The 18,694-nt window shown below is 49.1% G+C and carries 17 protein-coding genes; 5 read left to right on the top strand and 12 right to left on the bottom strand.

The annotated features are described in order from the left end of the window. Positions 1-9: 9 nt before the first annotated feature. From ACFSUS_RS15145 to ACFSUS_RS15110, 8 genes are all read right to left on the bottom strand, one after another. Positions 10-2,388: a tetratricopeptide repeat-containing sensor histidine kinase gene (locus tag ACFSUS_RS15145; protein ID WP_381523945.1), complete on the bottom strand. Its 2,379-nt coding sequence runs from the start codon at positions 2,386-2,388 to the stop codon at positions 10-12. Between the two features lie 224 nt (positions 2,389-2,612). Further along, positions 2,613-3,116 (bottom strand): MaoC family dehydratase, encoded by a 504-nt coding sequence (locus tag ACFSUS_RS15140; RefSeq protein ID WP_381523943.1) that lies wholly within the window; start codon positions 3,114-3,116, stop codon positions 2,613-2,615. 45 nt (positions 3,117-3,161) lie between these two features. After that, positions 3,162-3,635: a Dps family protein gene (locus ACFSUS_RS15135; RefSeq protein WP_381523941.1), complete on the bottom strand. Its 474-nt coding sequence runs from the start codon at positions 3,633-3,635 to the stop codon at positions 3,162-3,164. A gap of 31 nt (positions 3,636-3,666) precedes the next feature. After that, positions 3,667-4,602, bottom strand: a complete 936-nt coding sequence (locus tag ACFSUS_RS15130) for a ring-cleaving dioxygenase (RefSeq protein WP_381523939.1) — start codon at positions 4,600-4,602, stop codon at positions 3,667-3,669. A 91-nt stretch (positions 4,603-4,693) separates the two neighbouring features. After that, a complete protein-coding gene (locus ACFSUS_RS15125) occupies positions 4,694-5,431 on the bottom strand; it encodes an alpha/beta fold hydrolase (protein WP_381523937.1) in 738 nt (245 codons plus the stop codon). Positions 5,432-5,504: 73 nt separating this feature from the next. Next, positions 5,505-6,503 carry an alpha/beta hydrolase gene (locus ACFSUS_RS15120; protein WP_381523936.1) on the bottom strand — a complete coding sequence of 333 codons (999 nt, stop codon included), beginning with the start codon at positions 6,501-6,503 and terminating at the stop codon, positions 5,505-5,507. Between the two features lie 327 nt (positions 6,504-6,830). Next, positions 6,831-7,511 carry a hypothetical protein gene (locus ACFSUS_RS15115; RefSeq protein ID WP_381523934.1) on the bottom strand — a complete coding sequence of 227 codons (681 nt, stop codon included), beginning with the start codon at positions 7,509-7,511 and terminating at the stop codon, positions 6,831-6,833. A gap of 49 nt (positions 7,512-7,560) precedes the next feature. After that, positions 7,561-8,778, bottom strand: coding sequence for a THUMP-like domain-containing protein (locus tag ACFSUS_RS15110; RefSeq protein WP_381523932.1), 1,218 nt, complete (start codon positions 8,776-8,778; stop codon positions 7,561-7,563). 102 nt (positions 8,779-8,880) lie between these two features. Here ACFSUS_RS15110 and ACFSUS_RS15105 point away from each other — a divergent pair, with 102 nt between their 5' ends. The 3 genes from ACFSUS_RS15105 to ACFSUS_RS15095 all read left to right on the top strand — a co-directional run bounded on the left by ACFSUS_RS15105 (position 8,881) and on the right by ACFSUS_RS15095 (position 12,419). Beyond that, entirely contained in the window at positions 8,881-10,491 is a 1,611-nt protein-coding gene (locus ACFSUS_RS15105; RefSeq protein WP_381523930.1) for a SulP family inorganic anion transporter, read from the top strand. A 224-nt stretch (positions 10,492-10,715) separates the two neighbouring features. Further along, positions 10,716-11,465, top strand: a complete 750-nt coding sequence (locus ACFSUS_RS15100; protein ID WP_381523928.1) for a hypothetical protein — start codon at positions 10,716-10,718, stop codon at positions 11,463-11,465. Between the two features lie 615 nt (positions 11,466-12,080). Further along, positions 12,081-12,419 carry a hypothetical protein gene (locus ACFSUS_RS15095; protein ID WP_381523927.1) on the top strand — a complete coding sequence of 113 codons (339 nt, stop codon included), beginning with the start codon at positions 12,081-12,083 and terminating at the stop codon, positions 12,417-12,419. A gap of 167 nt (positions 12,420-12,586) precedes the next feature. On the opposite strand, the gene ACFSUS_RS15090 is transcribed toward ACFSUS_RS15095, so the two are convergent. Together ACFSUS_RS15090 and ACFSUS_RS15085 are read right to left on the bottom strand one after the other, a co-directional pair. Continuing rightward, entirely contained in the window at positions 12,587-13,483 is an 897-nt protein-coding gene (locus tag ACFSUS_RS15090) for an oxygenase MpaB family protein (RefSeq protein WP_381523925.1), read from the bottom strand. Between the two features lie 9 nt (positions 13,484-13,492). Further along, a complete protein-coding gene (locus ACFSUS_RS15085; protein ID WP_381523923.1) occupies positions 13,493-13,921 on the bottom strand; it encodes a response regulator in 429 nt (142 codons plus the stop codon). A 741-nt stretch (positions 13,922-14,662) separates the two neighbouring features. On the opposite strand from ACFSUS_RS15085, the gene ACFSUS_RS15080 reads away from it, so the two are divergent. Both ACFSUS_RS15080 and ACFSUS_RS15075 read left to right on the top strand, forming a co-directional pair. Next, a complete protein-coding gene (locus tag ACFSUS_RS15080) occupies positions 14,663-15,817 on the top strand; it encodes a zinc-dependent alcohol dehydrogenase (protein ID WP_381523921.1) in 1,155 nt (384 codons plus the stop codon). An 11-nt stretch (positions 15,818-15,828) separates the two neighbouring features. Next, entirely contained in the window at positions 15,829-16,326 is a 498-nt protein-coding gene (locus tag ACFSUS_RS15075) for a hypothetical protein (protein WP_381523919.1), read from the top strand. Positions 16,327-16,574: 248 nt separating this feature from the next. Here the strand turns inward: ACFSUS_RS15075 and ACFSUS_RS15070 are convergent, their stop codons facing one another. After that, entirely contained in the window at positions 16,575-18,269 is a 1,695-nt protein-coding gene (locus ACFSUS_RS15070; protein WP_381523918.1) for an SDR family NAD(P)-dependent oxidoreductase, read from the bottom strand. Between the two features lie 160 nt (positions 18,270-18,429). Next, complete coding sequence (locus ACFSUS_RS15065) at positions 18,430-18,582, bottom strand: hypothetical protein (protein ID WP_381523916.1); 153 nt, start codon at positions 18,580-18,582, stop codon at positions 18,430-18,432. Between the last annotated feature and the right edge of the window lie 112 nt (positions 18,583-18,694).

Here is an 18,694-nt window from a genome sequence, read left to right as displayed (position 1 = left end):
ACCCGGCGGTTAAATCTGCGCCCAGACAGCTTTGTCTGCTTTTTTTACCGAACTAAACGTCAGGTGCATCCGAACGCCTGACTCCTGACGAATCTGCAACTGCCCACCAATCTGGCGGCTCAAACCACGAATCATGGTTAGCCCCAAGGTATTAGTGTGTTCTAAATCAACGTCAACCGGCATCCCTACGCCGTTGTCGCTGATAGTTAGCTCACAGGTGTGATCGGTGGTACGTTGGAGCGCTATTGTAATAACCCCGGAACGATCATAGGGGAAGGCGTATTTGAGCGAGTTGGTGACAGCTTCGTTGATAATCAGACCAATGGGCGTGGCTAGGCTGACCTCAAATTGTATGGCTGATACATTCAACACAACCTTTACCAACTCCTGTTGATTAAAGGACTCCACCAGATAATCAACAATTTCGTCGATGTATTCCCGCATATCAACCAGAGCGAGATTGTTCGACTGATACAGTTTCTGATGGATCAGCGCCATGGCGTGCACGCGATTCTGACTATCCTGGATGGCGGTAAGCGCTTTGGGTTCCTGCAGATAGTCTGACTGCGCGTTAAGCAAACTGGACACAACCTGTAAATTGTTTTTGACCCGATGGTGGATCTCCTTCAACATCCACTCCTTTTCTTCTAACAGCCGCTGCAAGTACTCGTTTTTCTGGTTGATCTCCTGTTGTTGCACCTGTAGAACATCCTGCTGGGTTTGCAGCTCCTCGTGCTGCGCCTGTAGTTGAAGTTGCTGGGCCTGAAGCTGTTCGTTACTCCGTTTCTTGAGCCGATAACGATTGTAGCTTACGCCCAGCAACCCAGCCAGCAGCATAGCCCCGGCAATGATCGTGTTGCGAGTCGCTTGCTCGTGTTTTAATTCGCTTTGCTGTAGTTGACTTTGTTTGGTGAGTAAGGCAATGTCATGCTCTTTTTTACGGGTATCGTATTCAATCTGCAAGCTGGCAATCTGCTTGCTCTTTGTTTCGTTGAACAGCGAGTCGTTCAAGGCTTTATGCTGGCGAAAATGCTGAATAGCGGCCAGATAGTTGCCTTGTGCAGAATCGACTTTGAACAAGAGAAAGTGTAGGTCTTTTATTGTCGATAACGAATTTTTCTGCGGATAAAAACTCAGGGCTTTAGTTAAGTGGTTCTCGGCTTTTTTAAAGTTCTTCTGCTTTACATAAAATCGCCCCATATCGATTTCGGCCTGCTGCGATGACTCGAAGTCCATCTTGTTTTTGGCGAACCAATCGAGCGTTTCCAGGTAATAGCGTTCGGCCAATTGATCGTTATGCAAGGCGTCGTAACAATACGCTAAACTTTGCGCTACCGATGCTTTTTGAATGATTGTGTTCGTCGGAATCTCTTTGATCAATGTTTGGATTAACTGAAGTGCTTCGCGGGGTTTCTTTTGGTCGATCAGATCTTTGGCAATGAAGCTGGCGGTATTATACATGGCAAAGTTTGGCAACTTTTCCTGCCTCCACGTTTGGAGTGATTTTTTATGCCATTCAAGCCCTTTGGGGTGATTGCCTGTTTCTTCATAGATCCGCGCCAGATCACCGTAGAAAGACGCTGCCGATACCGTATCGGCCGTTTTATTCATGCTATCAATGCACAACAACGCATACGAAAGCCCTTTATCGTAATTTCCCTTTAACGTACTGACGGTAGCTAACAGGTTGTATGTGTAATGCAGCTTAGGGTAGTTAATGGCTTTGTAACGCTTCAGTACGTTTACCAAAACGGCTTGAGCACTGTCTAATTTACCCTGATACAAGTAGGTGATGCCCACTTCTTTTAAGGCATTGATCTCTTTTTCTTGGTCTTTTAACAATTTATAAATGGCAGCAGCCTGGCGAAAATTAGCAAAGACCTCGCGGTAGTAATTATTGTCAATGTTTCGTAACCAGATTCCTAGCCGAACACGTACAGTAGCTTCGGCGGCTTTATCTCCCGTTTTCCGGCAATCGTTAATTAATTGCTGAAAGCGCTGTCGGCCAAGCTGGGTGTTGCCTCCTTCCATTTCGGCCACAATCAACATGCCTTCTACTTCGTGCTGCCAGGTCAGTAGATGAAGCGAGTCGCTTAGTTTTTTTGCCTGGTTGAGGTAGGTTAAGCCGCTGTCCAGGTCAATTTTTGCTTCGCCCGGCTTGTAGATGTGAAATTTTCCTAATTCAAGCAAAATGGGAAGCCTCTTCGCATCGGCTTTGCTTGTTTGTAATTGACTTAGCAGCAGCCTTACCTGTTGTCGGTTTATGTTTTGCCCGGTTGCATTCGTGCGTAAGATCAGGCCCAAAAGCCCCGTGCATAAAGTACATCTAAACGTAAGCAGGAAGCCTATACATCGTTGTGTCGCTCGAATCCATTCAAAAAGCTGCATAAGTCCGTTCGTTTAAGGGAATCGAAACGAGAGCGAGTGAGCCAACGCACATAAACAGGCTGTGCTCACTCGCTATACAAACATAGTTCCGCTTAAACGTATTCGTATAATCGAGCCCGATAAAGCCAGGACTGTAACTGGTGAATGAACGAACGGTACCGCAGTGGATGACCTACCGGTACGTCTGTTTATCAGACGAATCATGGTAGTGTATCTGTCTGTGTTCAAGCGTTTTTTGTACGCAGGATGTACTTATGTTGACCGGAAAGTACCAGATCGCCATGCTGATTATGAACGGTTGCCGCTGTCACCACTACGCCCGTACCGCCCTGCGGAATAAGGTCTGTAATTTCCAGGGCTGGGTATAGCGTGTCACCGGCGTGCACTTCTTTCAAAAACTGGCAGGATACCTCGCTGAAATTGACGAACACCTCGCCAATATAATGCGGAAACAAGGTGGCTCCTGGAGCCGTAAAGGCCAGCACCTGAAGGCCATGAACAACCGGTGCCGTGTGCCCATGCTTACGTGCCCATTCGGCATCGTAGTGAACGGGGTGATTGTCGCAGGAGACGGTTTGAAAGGCCGCAGCATGGGCATCGGTTAGCGTGCGGCTCGGCGCGCGGAATACGTCACCAATGCGTAGGTCCTCGAACGTTTTGGCCGAAACGACAAGAAAATCTGTAGAGTCAAAAGGCTTGCTGCCGGTTAGTGTTGATTGAGTTTCCATGAGAGTGTATGCTTTATTGCTTGGATTAGGTCTTCCTGTATTTCCTTACTTAAGGTGCGCCCGCAGCATCCAGGCAATTTTTTCGTGCTTTTCCAATAGCCCGGTGATGAAATCGCTGGTACCGGCGTCCTTGTGGGCGTTGGCAAACTCATTAATGTTTCCACGAATGAATTCGATGACGCTTTCGTGGTCGCTCAGCAGCTTTTTGATCAGGCTGCGGCTATCGTTTCCGTCCTTATCCTGCTCCGTCAGATGGGTGAGTTGAAGGAAGTTCTTGAGCGTCGCCGGGGCGTAATGACCCAACTGCCGGATGCGTTCCGCGACGTTGTCGACAATCTCCGCCGATTGATTGTACAGATCCTCAAAGTAGACATGTACGGAGTGAAAATCGATGCCTTCCAGGTTCCAGTGGGCGTTGAGCGTTTTGGTGTAAAGAACAAATTCGTCAGCCAGCAATTTGGCTAGCTCGTGGGCTACAACGTCCCGGTTTTCAGCAGAGATGCCAATACTCGTTTGCATGATTGATCAAATAATTAGTAGTGGAGTGTCTTTATCTTACTATCGGTAAGACTTTCTCAATCTTCGCCCGTGATGCTTCGTATTGTTTGGGCAGCTTTAGGTGGCTTCCCAGTTCTTCCAGCGGTTCATCGACCGTAAAGCCGGGATTATCGGTAGCAATTTCAAATAATACGCCACCCGGTTCTCGGAAGTGCAGCGAGAAAAAATAGTCGCGGTCTATTTTCGGGGTGATCTGTAAACCACTGCTCAGAATTTTGTCCCGATAGTCCATCTGTATGGCGTCGTTAGCCACCCGGAACGCTACGTGGTGATTGGTTCCGGCCGCATTCCGGCCCAGGTGGCCTTCGGGTTCTTCCAGCAAATCAACAATCGATGCGGTGGGCACGGCATCCGTTTCAAACCGGTAACGATTACCCTCCTGCGCCAGCAACCGATACCCAAATATGTCCGTCAGAACGCGGGCCGTTGGTTCGATATGTTGCAGCGCTAGGGTGATGCTATGAAACCCCCGCGTGGCTGTGTCCCGCTTAATATCCTCTGTTTCCCACACTGGACGATTGTCGGGTTGTTTGGGAGCGATGAGCGTGAATGCGAGGCCATCGGGGTCCGTGAAAGGCAGGTAGCGTTCGCCAAACCGTTCGGCCTGTTCACCGGCCGACACGCCAAGCTCCTTAAACCGGCCAGCCCAGTTATCCAGACTGTCAATTGGGACCGAGTAGCCGATTTCGGTGGCCATACCAACCCCATTTCGACCCGGCCCTATGCCTTCCCAAGGAAAAAAAGTGAGAATGGTACCCGGCGTTCCCTCCTCATTTCCGTAATAAAAATGATACGTACCGGGATCATCAAAATTGACAGTCTTCTTTACCATCCGCAGCCCGAGTACGTGGGTGTAAAAATCATAGTTTCGCTGCGCGTTGTTGGCAATGGCCGTAATGTGATGCAAGCCTAAGATGGAGTTATTCATAATAGAAGTAGGGCATCTATGGAGTTAGAACGCAGATTATCATGACGATGATTTTTATCATAGTAGATCATAACAATCTGCGTTCTATTACTTACTTCGTTGCCAGCTTCTGGGCCGCTTCGATGATGACGTTGGCAATCGTTTTCGGCTCAGCCAGCATGGCCACATGGCTGGTTTTTACCTCCAGCGTATTGGCTTTCATCTTCTTGGCCAGCGTCCGCTCTAGATCCGGATTAATCATACGGTCGTTGGCGGCCACTACGTACCAGGAAGGTTTCGTTTTCCAGGCGGCTTTACTAACCTTCTCCTGCAGCGCCGTAAACGCTTGCGGCCCCTGGGTGGCCAAAATTAGTTTCCGTTCTGACTCCGGCAGATCCTGCGCGAAATCCTCGAAGATGCCTTTGGGCGACATGCTTACGTACCCATAGGCATCCGGGCGAATCTGATCATTACCTGGCGTTGAGGGTGCGGTTTGAACCAGTTCCAAAAACGACTGGCCCTCATCAGGAGCCGCGGCCGCTACGTACACTAGCCCTGCTACTTTGTCGTGGTTACCCGCTTCGGTAATGACCACGCCCCCCCAGGAGTGCCCCACCAGCAGAACGGGACCATTCTGTAATTCAATGGCTCGTTTGGTAGCTGCTACATCGTCTCCCAAAGACGTTAGTGGATTCTGTACGGCGAGTACGTTAAAACCCTTGGCTTCCAGCAACGGAATCACCTTAGACCAGCTTGAGCCATCGGCCCATGTGCCGTGCACCAGCACTATGTTTTTTACACCGGTGGCTGTTGATTGAGCCATTGTTGCTTCGGTTGATGACAGGGTCATAGTCAGTGTGAGTAATGCGCCTAAAGCGACGCGGTTGATTGTCCACATAATGAAAAAGAATGAAAAACTTTGGTTAGCTAAGGTACTTTTTGAGTTCAGCGGCTGCATGAACAAACAGCGAACGAACCGGAGGCAGGTAGGCCATTCCGTTGAGTAAGCCAAAATCGTGGATCATTCCGTTATAGCGAATGGTCGTTACAGTTACACCCGCTTCATCTAATTTACGCCCGTAAGCTTCCCCTTCATCCCGCAGGATGTCTGCTTCAGCAACCTGGATAAGCGCCGGTGGAAGGCCGCGCAACTGCTCAACCGAAGCTTGTAACGGCGACGCATAGATCTGTCGGCGCTCGTCGGGGTCGGTGGTATATTGGTCGTAGAGCCACTTCATCAACGGCGTCGTCAGGAAACGATCCTGACCAAACAACTGGTACGATTCGGTCGTGAAATCGGCATCAACAATCGGCCAGAACAGAATTTGAAGCTTGATGTCGGGGCCGCCGTTTTCCTTCGCTTTCAGGCAGGTTACAGCGGTCATGTTGCCGCCTACACTGTTGCCGACCACCGCCAATCGCGAACCATCTACATTGATTTCGTCACCGTTTTCAGCCACCCATTTAGTAGCAGCATAGATCTCGTTGGTGGCCTGAGGATAATGGGCTTCGGGGCTTGGCGTATAGTTGACAAAAACCGCAACAAAACCAGACTCGACGACCAGGTCGCGTACCAAACGCTGATGCGTTGGGAAGTCACCCAGTACCCAGCCACCCCCATGAATAAACATGAAAACCGGCAGTTTACCTTCCGCACCCGCTGGCCGGACAATATGTAGCTTAATCGTGAACCCATCGCTTGTAATGGTCTTTTCCGACACCTCGATACCCGATAAATCGACTGGTACGGATGCCTGCGCATCAACCAATACCTGCCGGGCTTCTTTAGGCGACAACATTTCCAGCGGTGGGCCTCCGCCAGCATTTAATACGTTTAAAAAGGCTTTTACACCCGTTGAAAGGTGTGGGTCCTGAGCGACTGGTACCGTTAGTGGCTCTGCTACCATTGTGGCGCTACTCATACGTTTAGTTAGTTAACGTGATTAGAGCAGATAGACAATCAGCGATGTACCGTTGAAACTACCCGCGTTTGACAAGACAAACTTAGGGGTGTAGTAGGCCTTAGTCGCGGTATGAATCGACGGTTCTGCGGTACTTTGAGCGGGTTCCGTAGCAGGAGTGGCAGGACGTAGGGCAAATGGCGAATTTCCCGTACGGTATGAATTACCCGAAAGCCACGCTCAGACTGGACTGGCGTGGCTTTCGGGTAGTGATTTTTCTAAGAATAGATTGGGACCTATACCCCATAACGACAGATTATTGGTGTTACTATCTGCCATTGAGTGCAATCATGGTCGTTTGGCTTTAACAGCCTCAACATTCTTTTTCCGGTTATCTAATGCGGTCATAGCCGCTTCCTGCTCTGTTTTGTTGGTTTCTATGTCTTTCTGAAGTTGCTCCAGCTCTTTCGCATTATCGTCGAGCCGCTTCAGGAGCCGTTCTTTTTCTTTGGCATTGGCTTCTATTTCACGCTGGAGCCGCTCACCATTACGCACGGCTTTCTGGTGGTTCTTTTGAGCTTCGTCGAAGCCAGTCTCCGCCGTGCGTACCTCCTGGTTGAAAGAGGTTTTGCTGGCGAAGTCTTTCAGGATCTGTTCGGCGGCCGAATAACCGGAGTCGCCGGTTTTAACGAAATTGCCGCTGCCCAGATCGAAAGCCGCAAAAATGGTGGCTGAGGTGCGCGACGTTTTAACGGTGCTGGTGAGGTTGATCGGCTCCGGCGAAATATCACGAATATCGGCGCTCGAAACACGGTACGTGCCGCGTGAGCTTGACACCCGACCATAGGTTTTTAACTGATTCTCCCAGTCCTGTTCAATTTGCCGTCCGTCGCCTTGCAGCGTTAGGTAAAGACCCGATAATTTCTTTTGATCAACTGTGTTTTCGCCCGCATAAACGGTTTGGGCACGAGCCGTGGTAACTAAAGCAAACAGGCTGGCAATAAGGGCCATGCGAAGTGTAGCGTTCATAGTTTTTTTGTTTTATCGGAATGGTGTATTGTATCTGATCAAGATCAACTTATTGCCTTTCGCTTAAGTTCGCTTTGGTGGTAATTAGTAAGCGTTTTTCGCCATTGAGTAGCGTTGTTGCCAAAATGTAAGTATTTCCTCCTTCCTGTAGGGTTAACTTTTTACGGAGTTCAGCCACCGTTTGCGGAAAGTTTCGAACGGTTAAGTTAGCTTTCAAACCAGGTACCAGGGCTTGTAAGGCCTTACGGTCGGGCTTAATTACGTGCTGTAATTCAAAAGCTCGACCCGGAAAGTCGGGTCGTAACTCGTCACTCGTGTACAAATGGCTATTCGGCGACAGTTTGGTCAGATTAAAACGAGCGGCTACCAGTCGGAAGGCGCCTGCTTTCAGCACTGCTGCATTGGGTTCGTAGACATACCGTTGCGGATCGCCAAATGGGATGTCGGCGCTACGTTCGTCGCCTTTGTTAAACTGAAAACGAATGTCACCCAGAGCAGTTAAGTTAACGGCGGTTGTTACGACATCGTTGGCCAGAAACGGCGCTTGGCCAATGACAAATAACACTTCTTTCACCTCGCCTTGAATGGCCACTACGTCTACCCGCTCAATGCCACAGACCGACTGGCTAGTAAGTTGCCGGATCGTGGCGTCAATATCAATCAGGGGCGACGTTTTCAGTAGAATTCGGTTTGTTTTTGTTAATAAACCGGCCAGCACATCGGCCTTGGAAATGTCGGGTTCGCAGTCGGCTAGTTGAACTACTTTATTCCCCTGCTCATTGCGCCGGTGGGGGTCAAGGTAAAGCCAATCGGCGGCTTGAGTAAGCTCATTTATTACGTCCAGACCATTACCGGCTCGAACAACCACATTGGTGGCCCCTAATAAGGGAAGGTTATAGCCGGCTAGATTGGCTAAATCTGCCTGCTGCTCAATGTACATAACTTGCTCGACACGTTGCGCAAACGCCCAGCTATCCACGCCCATGCCACCCGTTACATCAATCAAGCGCTGGCCGCTCACCAGTGAGGCTTTGTAGTGCGCCGTTCGTTCGGAGGAGGCCTGTTCTACCGACAGAGCAGGTGGAAAAACGAGGGCGTCGTTGGCAAACCAGCTCGGAAGTTTATGCTGCGCTTTCTGGCGAGCCGCAATTTGAGCCACTACTTTTTTTATATCAAGTTCGGGCGAATGAGCGCTGAGTAATAATGACCGGACGTCGTCGGAGATGTGATTACGTATAAACTGACGTTCAGTCGGTAAAAGAGCCATACATGGATAGGTATAAATTATATTTTAACCTCTTTTTAATTCTACGCAACGTTGTATATTGCTTCAACGTTGACGTACTAAGCAATCTATTTGTTCTCCTTCATGCAACGAGTCAGCCCTCTTCGAACATTCAGAGAATATCAATCCGGTTGGCTTCGTCAGGACCTGCCCGCTGGCTTATCCGTTTTTTTAGTGGCGCTTCCACTTTGTTTGGGTATAGCGCTGGCTTCGGGTGCGCCCTTGTTTGCCGGTCTGGTCGCGGGCATGATTGGGGGCATTGTGGTTGGCTTTTTATCGGGCTCCGAAGTCAGCGTTAGCGGACCAGCCGCTGGTTTAGCTGTCATTGTAGCCGATGCCATTGCAAAAATAGGCTCTTATGAGGCATTTCTGGTAGCAGTTATACTGGCAGGACTCATGCAGCTGGTGCTGGGCTTTATCAAAGCGGGGCGGTTTAGTAGTCTGTTCCCCGATAGCGTTATCAAAGGATTACTGGTCGCCATTGGGGTCGTCATCGTTCTAAAACAAATTCCGCACGCCCTCGGCCGCGATAAAGATTACGAAGGAGAGTTTGAGTTTCAGCAACTGGCCGATGGCGAAAACACAATCTCCGAAATCTACCGGGCCATCGAAACTGCCAGTACTGGTGCAGTGATTATCAGCGCATTGTCATTACTCTTTTTAATTGTCTGGGGACGTATCGCCGATCGGAGTCGTCAAACATCAATTAAGAATTTTCCGGTGGCGCTGGTCGTCGTAATTATGGGAATCGGGCTCAACGAATTCTTTCGGGTGAGTGTGCCTGAGTGGTATTTAGGCGATACGGCGCATCAGCACATGGTGCAAATTCCAACCGTTGCCCCCGGCAAGAGCCTATTTTCGATTTTCGATTTTCCTGATTTCGGCGCCCTTGGTGACCTGAAGACGTATAGCATTGCTGCGACCCTCGCACTGGTGGCCAGTCTCGAAACCTTATTAAATCTTGAAGCCTCCGACCGGCTTGACACCGCCAAGCGGGTTACGTCGCCTAATCAGGAGCTGATTGCTCAGGGGATAGGGAACACATTGTCAGGACTGATTGGTGGTTTGCCGGTTACATCGGTTGTTGTCCGGACATCAGCGAATGTGTACGGTGGGGCCAGAACCCGGGTTTCTACTATTTTGCATGGGGTGTTGCTGCTGCTGGCTGTTTTTCTGGGTGGCCCACTGCTCAACCTGATTCCATTGTCATGCCTGGCCGCAGTACTGATCATGGTTGGTTATAAGCTGGCCAAGCCCGCTGTTTTTGTAAAGGCGTTTAAAGATGGCTGGAGTCAGTTCATCCCTTTCATCGTTACGGTAGTCGGCATTGTCTTCACCGACCTGCTGATCGGTATTGCACTCGGCACCGTAGTTGGAATTTTGTTCGTGCTTTACTCCAACTTCCAGTCTACGTTCCAGATGATACGTAATGGTCATAACGTGACAATCGAGTTTGAAAAGGATCTGTATTTTCTGAGCAAACCGCAGCTTAAAGAAGCCCTGGGCAGTCTTCAACCTGGCGACGACGTTCTGATTGACGGCAGTAAGGCTCACTTTATCGATCACGACATTTACAACATGCTGCGCGACTATCAGGATATTGCCGTGGTGCAGGGTATCCGATACGAGCTGCGCGATGTAGCTTTGAAGAAGCGGGTTCGGAAGCGTAACGAAGAAGTAATCGCAACGGATTAAACCTAATGAGGGCTAGCCACATCTTATAGCTAGCCCTCATTAGGTTTAATCCGTTGTCAGGACTATCGGTTAACGGAGCTCAGGTGGCACTGGGCGGCCTAAGCCGTGAGAATCTGCTAAGCTTTTCGTTCGATCTCAGTTGCTCCGGCCTTTGTTTGGACGTATCTCTTGCCTGATTTGGCCATTCGTTAAAATAAAGCCACTTATACAACAGATTTGCCTGAATGTACATTCGTTTAATTAGTCTGATCACTTTTGCTTCTCTTACTCATATTTTACAGGCTCAAACTAGTCCGGATACATCGTCTCGAGCTACTTACTTTCTAGAGCAGCATGCCTTGTTAACTCCCAAAGGCCAATTAGTTTATAACAATTATTACGTATTGGCTAACTCTTTTACTTACCATATCACGGAGCGTTTAAAGGTCTCCGCTGGTGTATTAATTACAGGACAAAACCCTCCTGTCTATGGTACAATTCAATATAGTGTGCAGATTGGTCAAAATATGTATGTAGGGGCTAACTTAGGTTATTATCAACTAGATTATGATAAGCCTAAATCTAGCTACCTTGTAGTACCTCAACTTCTATTGACAAAGGGGAATAGCCAGATAAACACCACTTTTAGCGGGGGAGTTACTAGGGGGCGTTTCCTATTTGGAGTAGGTGGTTTTTTCTCACAAACAAGGGTCAACCTACCCAGTCGAGTGAACCTAATCTTAAGCTTAAGTCATCGGCGTCCACTAACCCGAGAACTATCTTTTATTACTCAAAACGTGTATGTGTCGGCTCAAGCCCCGGTCGGTAGCCGTTATTCAGAACTACTTATGTTGTCAGCAGGTCTTGGTTGGCATCTTCAACGCAACACCTTGAAAGCAGGGCTGGGGACTGTACTTTTTCTAAAAGGGAATGAAGGTAGTAGTTCTGCCGTATTACCATTCGTGGGTTATTCTTATTTACTCAGACAGAGATAAGCGTAGATTGATCTATGTATAACCTCATAATATAGCTCACGTGGCTGTTGCAAAAGTTTGAAAAGGGACTTGAGAGCCTGGTCCGCCAGCTAATTTCTAGCCGTTGGATAGATAGAAACCACCAATTCATGGTGCTGATATGATCAAGTATTAACTTTTGCAACAGCCACGTGAGTTATAAAACAGGTCTGACAAAAGTACAAAATTTAGATTTTTCTAAACCCTGTACTTTTGTCAGGCTATTTCTGTAACTCTTCCTGATTGAGTACGAAGTCCGGCTGTTCATTATGAACAGCCGGACTTCGTGTTTTAGCTCCCAGCATATCTGAGATCAATAAGCCACACTGAGCTTTTCAACAACTAGACAACGCGTATTCACCACTCATGGTCAAATACATACGACTCGTGGTGGAATTTTTGTGAACACCCCTTACCTCGCTCAATTTTACCCTGTCGATTGACAAAACAATAGTAAAGAAAGGGCGAACCTACCAACTAAACTGGGTACGTAGTCAGGTATTTCTCCGGTCATACTAACTACCAGTTCCCATTAAAAGGCCGTTGCGGGTAAGCCTACATTTGTCCTGTTAACTAAACATAACAACAACTACTACCATGAAACAATTGCTCATTATGCTTCTCTCTACTAGCTACTTAGTAGCTGGATCGTATTCAAAAGCTGAGGCCAGCATCAGGCCCGGGAAAGACCTACAAAAACAGTTAGCTGTTTACATTACGTTTCCAGAATTATTACAAAAAACAGCTCACAACTCCTCCGTAACCATTCAATTTCGGATCGCCACTGACAACCGCGTTGAACACCTACAGGTATTCAGCCAGGATCAGCAGTTGAATCAGGATTTAATTCATCAGCTGATGGGTAAAAAGCTGAAAGTATCTAAATCGGAGCAAGGTATGCTGCATACAGTACGGCTTCGATTTGTGCAAGAATAGCCGACTAGATATAGAGGTTCGTACAACGCCTGGCACTCCTCCCCAAGAAGTGACCAGGCGTTGTGCCTTTCTCAGACCTGTTGTATAATCACTCTTGTCACACGGTCCTGGAAAGGCCTTGTTTTGAGGAGTTGTTCATTCGTAATTAACTCTTCTCACTTATCGGATTAACGCTCTTTAGGGCGCAGGAGTTTCTCCGGCCCAACGGCTTCGATGTCGGGTGGTCCGTCGGGGTAATGCCGGAATGTGGTGTGCTGAACAAGCGACGGATACGGTTTGAAGGTCAGCCAGCGTAACGGAAACTTCCGTATCCAGAGTCCGCCCGCAATTAAGGCCGTAAACCAACCGGGTGGAGTTACATAGCCAAAGGCGTCTCGTAATTTGGGGCTGATCATGGCGGCAACCGCTGGCTGCACCAGCGGACGGAGAAAGTTAGGAAACCAGCCTTTCACGATAGATACCGTAGCGTCGGCAATACGTCGGTTGCTCTCCGTGTACCGGAAATAACGATCTTCATACGCATCCGTGAAGGCTCTTAACTCGGCTATACTATCAGGTAGATCCGTTAGATTCATGCGCTCACCAACGGCCCGAAAGAAATAAAAAATAGACAGCTCTTCGGCAGGAGTTAGTTTCCGCCAGCCGTATTGATTTACCCAGTTGATCGGATAAAAGATAAACGTGGACAGCACAAACAGGTAGTCGGCATTATCAATCTGGTAATGGCTGTGAATCAGATTCATGTGAGCAATGGCCCGCTGACCCTTTTCGCTGTCGTATCCCGACTCCATAAACTCGGCAATCAGGCGGCTCGTGTCATCGTACCGTTTCTGACCATGCCGTTCAAACTCGCCCGTGTGGGCCAGCAGCCCCGACACCCGTGGACTGGCGTAGGTGTGAAACAGCGCCAATTCGAGCGCTCGGGTAATATCGAACGGAAATTCATAGGCTGTCAGCAAATGCACCATCCGCTGGTGGTCGCTGATGGGATCGAGTGCCTGAAGTTCGCGTCCAATGGCTGGGTGGCGGAAAAAGCCGAAACGTTTGCTGTACACGGAAGTCATTCCGGATGCTTAATCAACCTGCAATTGCCGGGCTAATCGTTGGGTTAGGGCAATCAGCTGGTTAAAATTGGCTGGTTTGGTTATGAACTGATCAGCGCCCAATGACAGAGAGTGCTGTCGGTCGCTTTCGTCCGATGAGGTAGTGAGCATCACCACCGGCAAGGTAGCGTATTTTGACGTCGTGCGCAACTGTTTCAGCGTATCAAAACCATTGCTATACGGCATGTTAATATCAAGTAAAATCAGCTGCGGCAGCTCGTCATACTCCGCTAGTTTAGGCAATAGCTCTTCGCCATCGTTCAGCGTTAGCACACTAATTGGCGGACTGATGCTCGCAAAAGCCGTACGGATAAACAACTGATCGTCTTCGTCGTCGTCAACGACCCAAACAGAAGGCACAGCCTTTTGCATGGAGTTTTGGGTGAATCGGTTTGTCATAACAAAAGTGCATTAAGCCGACAAATGCGAAGTAAGCATTGATAACCGACTGACTACGGCGTACTACTGAGGATCGTGAGCTAAGACCAGCCCCATGCCTTCGAGAAGGCTTAAACACTCCGAGATCGGCCTGGACTGCTGAGGGGACGGAAGAAGTGTTAGCGTGTTAACAAATATATACTGGTAAAGTTGCCTAGACAAGTACTTACTACTGGTAAAGTGAGCTAATTAATAGTAAGTTAATCCTTCATTTTGGCAGTTATTTCCCGTCTATGAAAAGATCGCTTAACAATCAGCAACTAACCCGATCTCTTTTGAAAAGCAGTATTAAAACAAATTAATGGTGATTAATACGAATTAATGTTAAGGTTATATATACGGGAGTGTTGCCCAACACACGCCTTGTTGTTGCAAGCTAAAACTGGCCTCTTAATTTATCCAAAATTGCATTGATATAAACCGTTTATGGCTATACGTTAGCCAAGAAGGGTTGAGTGCTTTTACCTTCCACCACGTAGCAATTTCTGTGGCCATCTCGCTAGCAAGCTCGAAATGGCTGACGTGCTTTCAACGACGCTGTAACTCGCTGCCGATTTTTTCTGCCTTGTATGCACACCTTGTACCCACTTTGTGTACCCGGTTCGGGGCATTGGATAAGATGTTCTAAACAGCCTATTAAACATATAGTTAAAGTATGAATAAAGGAATTGATAAAATTTAATAAAAGAAAGGAATCGTCTAATGCTAGCTATGAATTACCGAGGGCCTTTCAGGGTCCGTGCTGACCACAAGCCGTATCCGGAGATCCTGCATCCCGGCGATGCCATTGTTCGCGTTACCCGCTCGTGTATCTGCGGGTCCGATTTACACCTGTATCATGGTCTGGTGCCCGATACCCGGGTAGGTACGACCTTCGGGCACGAGTTTATTGGCGTGGTGGAAGAAATCGGCTCATCGGTCGAGAAGCTCAAAGTAGGGGATAACGTTATCGTGCCGTTTAACATCGCCTGCGGAAAATGCGCTTTCTGTAAGCAAGGATTGTTTGGAAACTGCCACGAATCGAATCCGCAGGCAACGGCCGTTGGCGGAATATACGGCTATTCGCACACGGCCGGTGGCTATGATGGCGGGCAGGCCGAGTTTGTGCGAGTGCCTTACGCCGACGTAGGACCGATGGTTATTCCGGACTGGATGGATCACGACGATGCGGTTCTGCTAACCGACGTAGTACCAACGGGCTATCAGGCGGCCGAAATGGGCGGTATTAAGGTGGGCGATACGGTAGTCGTTTTTGGGGCCGGCCCCGTCGGTATTCTGGCGGCTAAATGTGCCTGGCTGTTCGGGGCCGGCCGCGTGATCGTTATTGACCACCTGGACTACCGGCTGGACTTCGTGCGGGAGTACGCGCAATGCGAAGCGTATAACTTCAAATCGATGGACGATCCGGTTTTGTTCCTGAAGAAAACAACTGACTGGTTTGGGGCCGACGTGTGTATTGACGCCGTTGGTGCTGATGCCGCCGGAAGCGCTCTCCAAACCATTACGGGCCGAAAAACCCTGTTGCAGGCGGGTTCGGCAACGGCGCTTCACTGGGCCATCAATTCAGTTAAGAAAGGCGGAATCGTTTCAATCGTTGGCGTGTACGGCCCGACGGATAACCTGGTTCCAATCGGAAACGTACTCAATAAAGGGCTAACGATCCGGGCCAATCAGGCATCGGTAAAACGACTGCTGCCCAGGCTGATCGATCACATTCAGGCCGGGCGTCTGAACCCGAAAGAGATCATTACGCACCGGGTGCCTTTGGAAGAAGTAGCTGACGCGTATCACATCTTTTCGGCAAAGCGGGATAACTGTATTAAACCCGTTCTTATTCCACCATCAGCCAGGAAATAAAAAGACATATCATGGAGAACATAGCAAAGGATTATTCGCACATAAAAGGGTGGGGGGTAGACGCTGATCCAAAGAATGAGCCTACGTACCCAATGAAGAACTACACGGGAGACGATCATAACCGGCTCAACTACGAACGGCCTCCTCAACAGCCTATAACCGTGGAAGTGCTTCATTCCAACGAACGGCCTAACGTAACAGCCGTATTCGGTACGGTTGCACCACCGTCGGGGTTGAGCGGAGCGCTTCGTCGGTACGCCTTCCGGTTCAGTGAATCAGAATACGGCCATTGGCTTCCCTTGTTGCTGGCCGACCGGGTCAACGTGGTGGAAGGAATCGTGGACGACCTGAAACGAGGACATGTACCAAATATTTTTGCTGAAAAAGGCTGGAAAGCCGAGTGGAAACACAATCCTAAAGGACTGGCGCAAAAGGTGATTATAACGGTTGCCATCACCACGGTTGTTGTTGCGTTCTTCAACCGGAAAACCAAGTTAAGCAGAGGCTAGCTGAGCTGTTGGCGTACCATATCAATGTTGCCCAGTTTGCGTAAGTGATGTTGAGCATAGTCTCAGACTATGCTCAACATCACTTACGCAAACTGCTTAGTAAAGGAAATACACAGAGGAGTATTTCAGCAAAATCTCCGTGTATCTCCTTTTACTTCGTGAATCCGCTTCGGTGGTCCGATCTGCGCAACAACCTTTTTTGCTCAATTATAATTTGTGCTTGTTCTGCCCACCAGTTCGGAACCCCCCTATACAAGAGCTTTATCAACAGCGGCTTTCGCGTCATGATACGTGCCTTTCATCGAATCAACAACCGAATCGATCGGAGTAATATTCGTTAACTTATCGCCGATAGACGTGTCAGGTAGTGCATCCAAAACCGACCGCTTGGCTGAATTGACTTTAGCGCGATACTTGAATTTGTCGTACGTGTTGATTGCCCCGTTGCCTCGGCTCCGCGACAACAACCACAAGCCACCAATCACAGCAGCCCCTATGGCCAGGGCAATGGTTGTCTTTTGCGCATCTTGTTTCGCTTCTTCGCGGCTTTTTAGCAGGTTTCGGCCGTTTTGGGTTACTACAGCATCTGGCAAAATGTAAGAAGCCGCCGTCATTATCTTAGCCATCAGGCCTACGGCTACCTTGTCCTTACCTTTCATCAGGGCATTGTAACCGGTTTTAGCGACTTCGGCTGCGCTCATCGAACGTGCCTGCTCCTGGGCCACCGTATGCGTAGCCCCGGCTTTGTTAAAGAAATCCGTGTCGGTAGCCGGAGGCATGAGCACGGTTATCGTTATGTTGGTGTCTTTTAATTCATTCCGCAACGCTTCCGAGAATGAATAAATGAACGCTTTTGTCGCTCCATACACCGCCATCATCGGATGAGGCATCACTGAAGCAATCGAGCCCAGCATAAGAATTTTACCCTCGTTACGGGTCACCATATCTTTAAGATACAGCTTTGTCAGGTGTACCAATGAGGTTACATTCAACTGAATGATGGACAACTCTTTTTGCAGATCCGACTCGGTAGCAAACTTGCCGTATTCGCCAATGCCCGCGTCGTTGACTAGTACATCTATCTGAAGACCTTGCCGCTGGGTTTCGGCGTAGATTTCGTCGGGCGCGTTCGGATCGGCCAGGTCCCGGCTGATGACCGTAGCCTGAAGGCCAAACTGCTGTTCGTATTCCTGAGCAATTTGTTGCAGACTGTCTTCGCTACGAGCTACTAAAATCAGGTTGTAGCCATCTTTAGCGAAGAGGTTGGCTAGTTCACGACCGATACCGCTGCTGGCACCCGTTATGAGGGCCGTTTTGCCGGTCGACTGGCTACCAACTGAGGTTGCCTGCTCTGGCTCACCCAAATTTAGATTTACGTTAGGATCAATGCCCGTACCGCTCATGCTGCCGACGACGGCAGTGCCCGAACTGGCATCTGTTTCCGATAAACCACCCATTGCTCCGGCCGTACTACCCACGAGTGTAGCGGCATTTACCTCCGGAATTTCATCGTCATCAACATCTGCCGAGCCGCTGGCTGTCAAGCCTGCATCGTTTAGCGTTCCTATGCCCGGACTGCTGAGGTCTCCGCCAGCCCCTACGCCTGTGCCACTGTTGGCGTCGGCAATAACCAGATCGTCATCCGCATCTACCCTACGATCTAATGCGCTTACGTTGCTGATCTCAACTGTACCCGTTGTATAGTCGTCATCGTGGTCTGTAGTACCGGCTGAGCTACCGAGGTTGGTAACGCCGAGGTCCGCAGATCCCAGATTATCGTCATTCAGGTTTGGTAAGCCATTGCCCGTAGTATCTGCACCAGTTGTCGTTCCTGCCAGATCATCCCCGTTGGTTAGACTACTGCCCTCCAGCGAACCGCTATTTCCCTGATTACCGTTGCCGCCCCTGTCGTCTGGCCTATACTGTCTGATCACCTGTTGCATTTGATTCGTTAGTTAGCTGTGTACATTGATTACCTGTCTTTCTCCCCGGTCTGATTCCGTTAAAAATCATGAGAAAGTAAACGCTCAACCTGAGGGAGCCGAGCGTGTTTTAGGGCGGAGGGGCTAAGTAAGGTAATGGCCCTTGCACCAGCGCCAGCGCTTACAAGGTGAATAACAAGCTAATGGCCAGCGCCTGACTGTACTGGACACTACTGTTCTGGTCGTAGAGGATTACGCCACTCAGGTTGGCATTTACAATGTTGTTGATCTTACCCGTTAAGGTCGGGCCAGTTCGGTGATCGATTGCCGCCACAGATTGCGATAATCGACAAAGAACTGGTACCGCCCAATAAGCAATCGTCGAGAGAACTGGCCTTTAACAAAACGGAAATAGTAGATGACTAGCGCTGTGAGCCCCCAGAGAA

Source organism: Spirosoma soli (genome assembly GCF_042684525.1).
GTDB classification, from domain to species: domain Bacteria; phylum Bacteroidota; class Bacteroidia; order Cytophagales; family Spirosomataceae; genus Spirosoma; species Spirosoma soli.
Note: the sequence above shows the minus strand (reverse complement) of the source record. Positions and strands in the feature narration are given on the sequence as shown.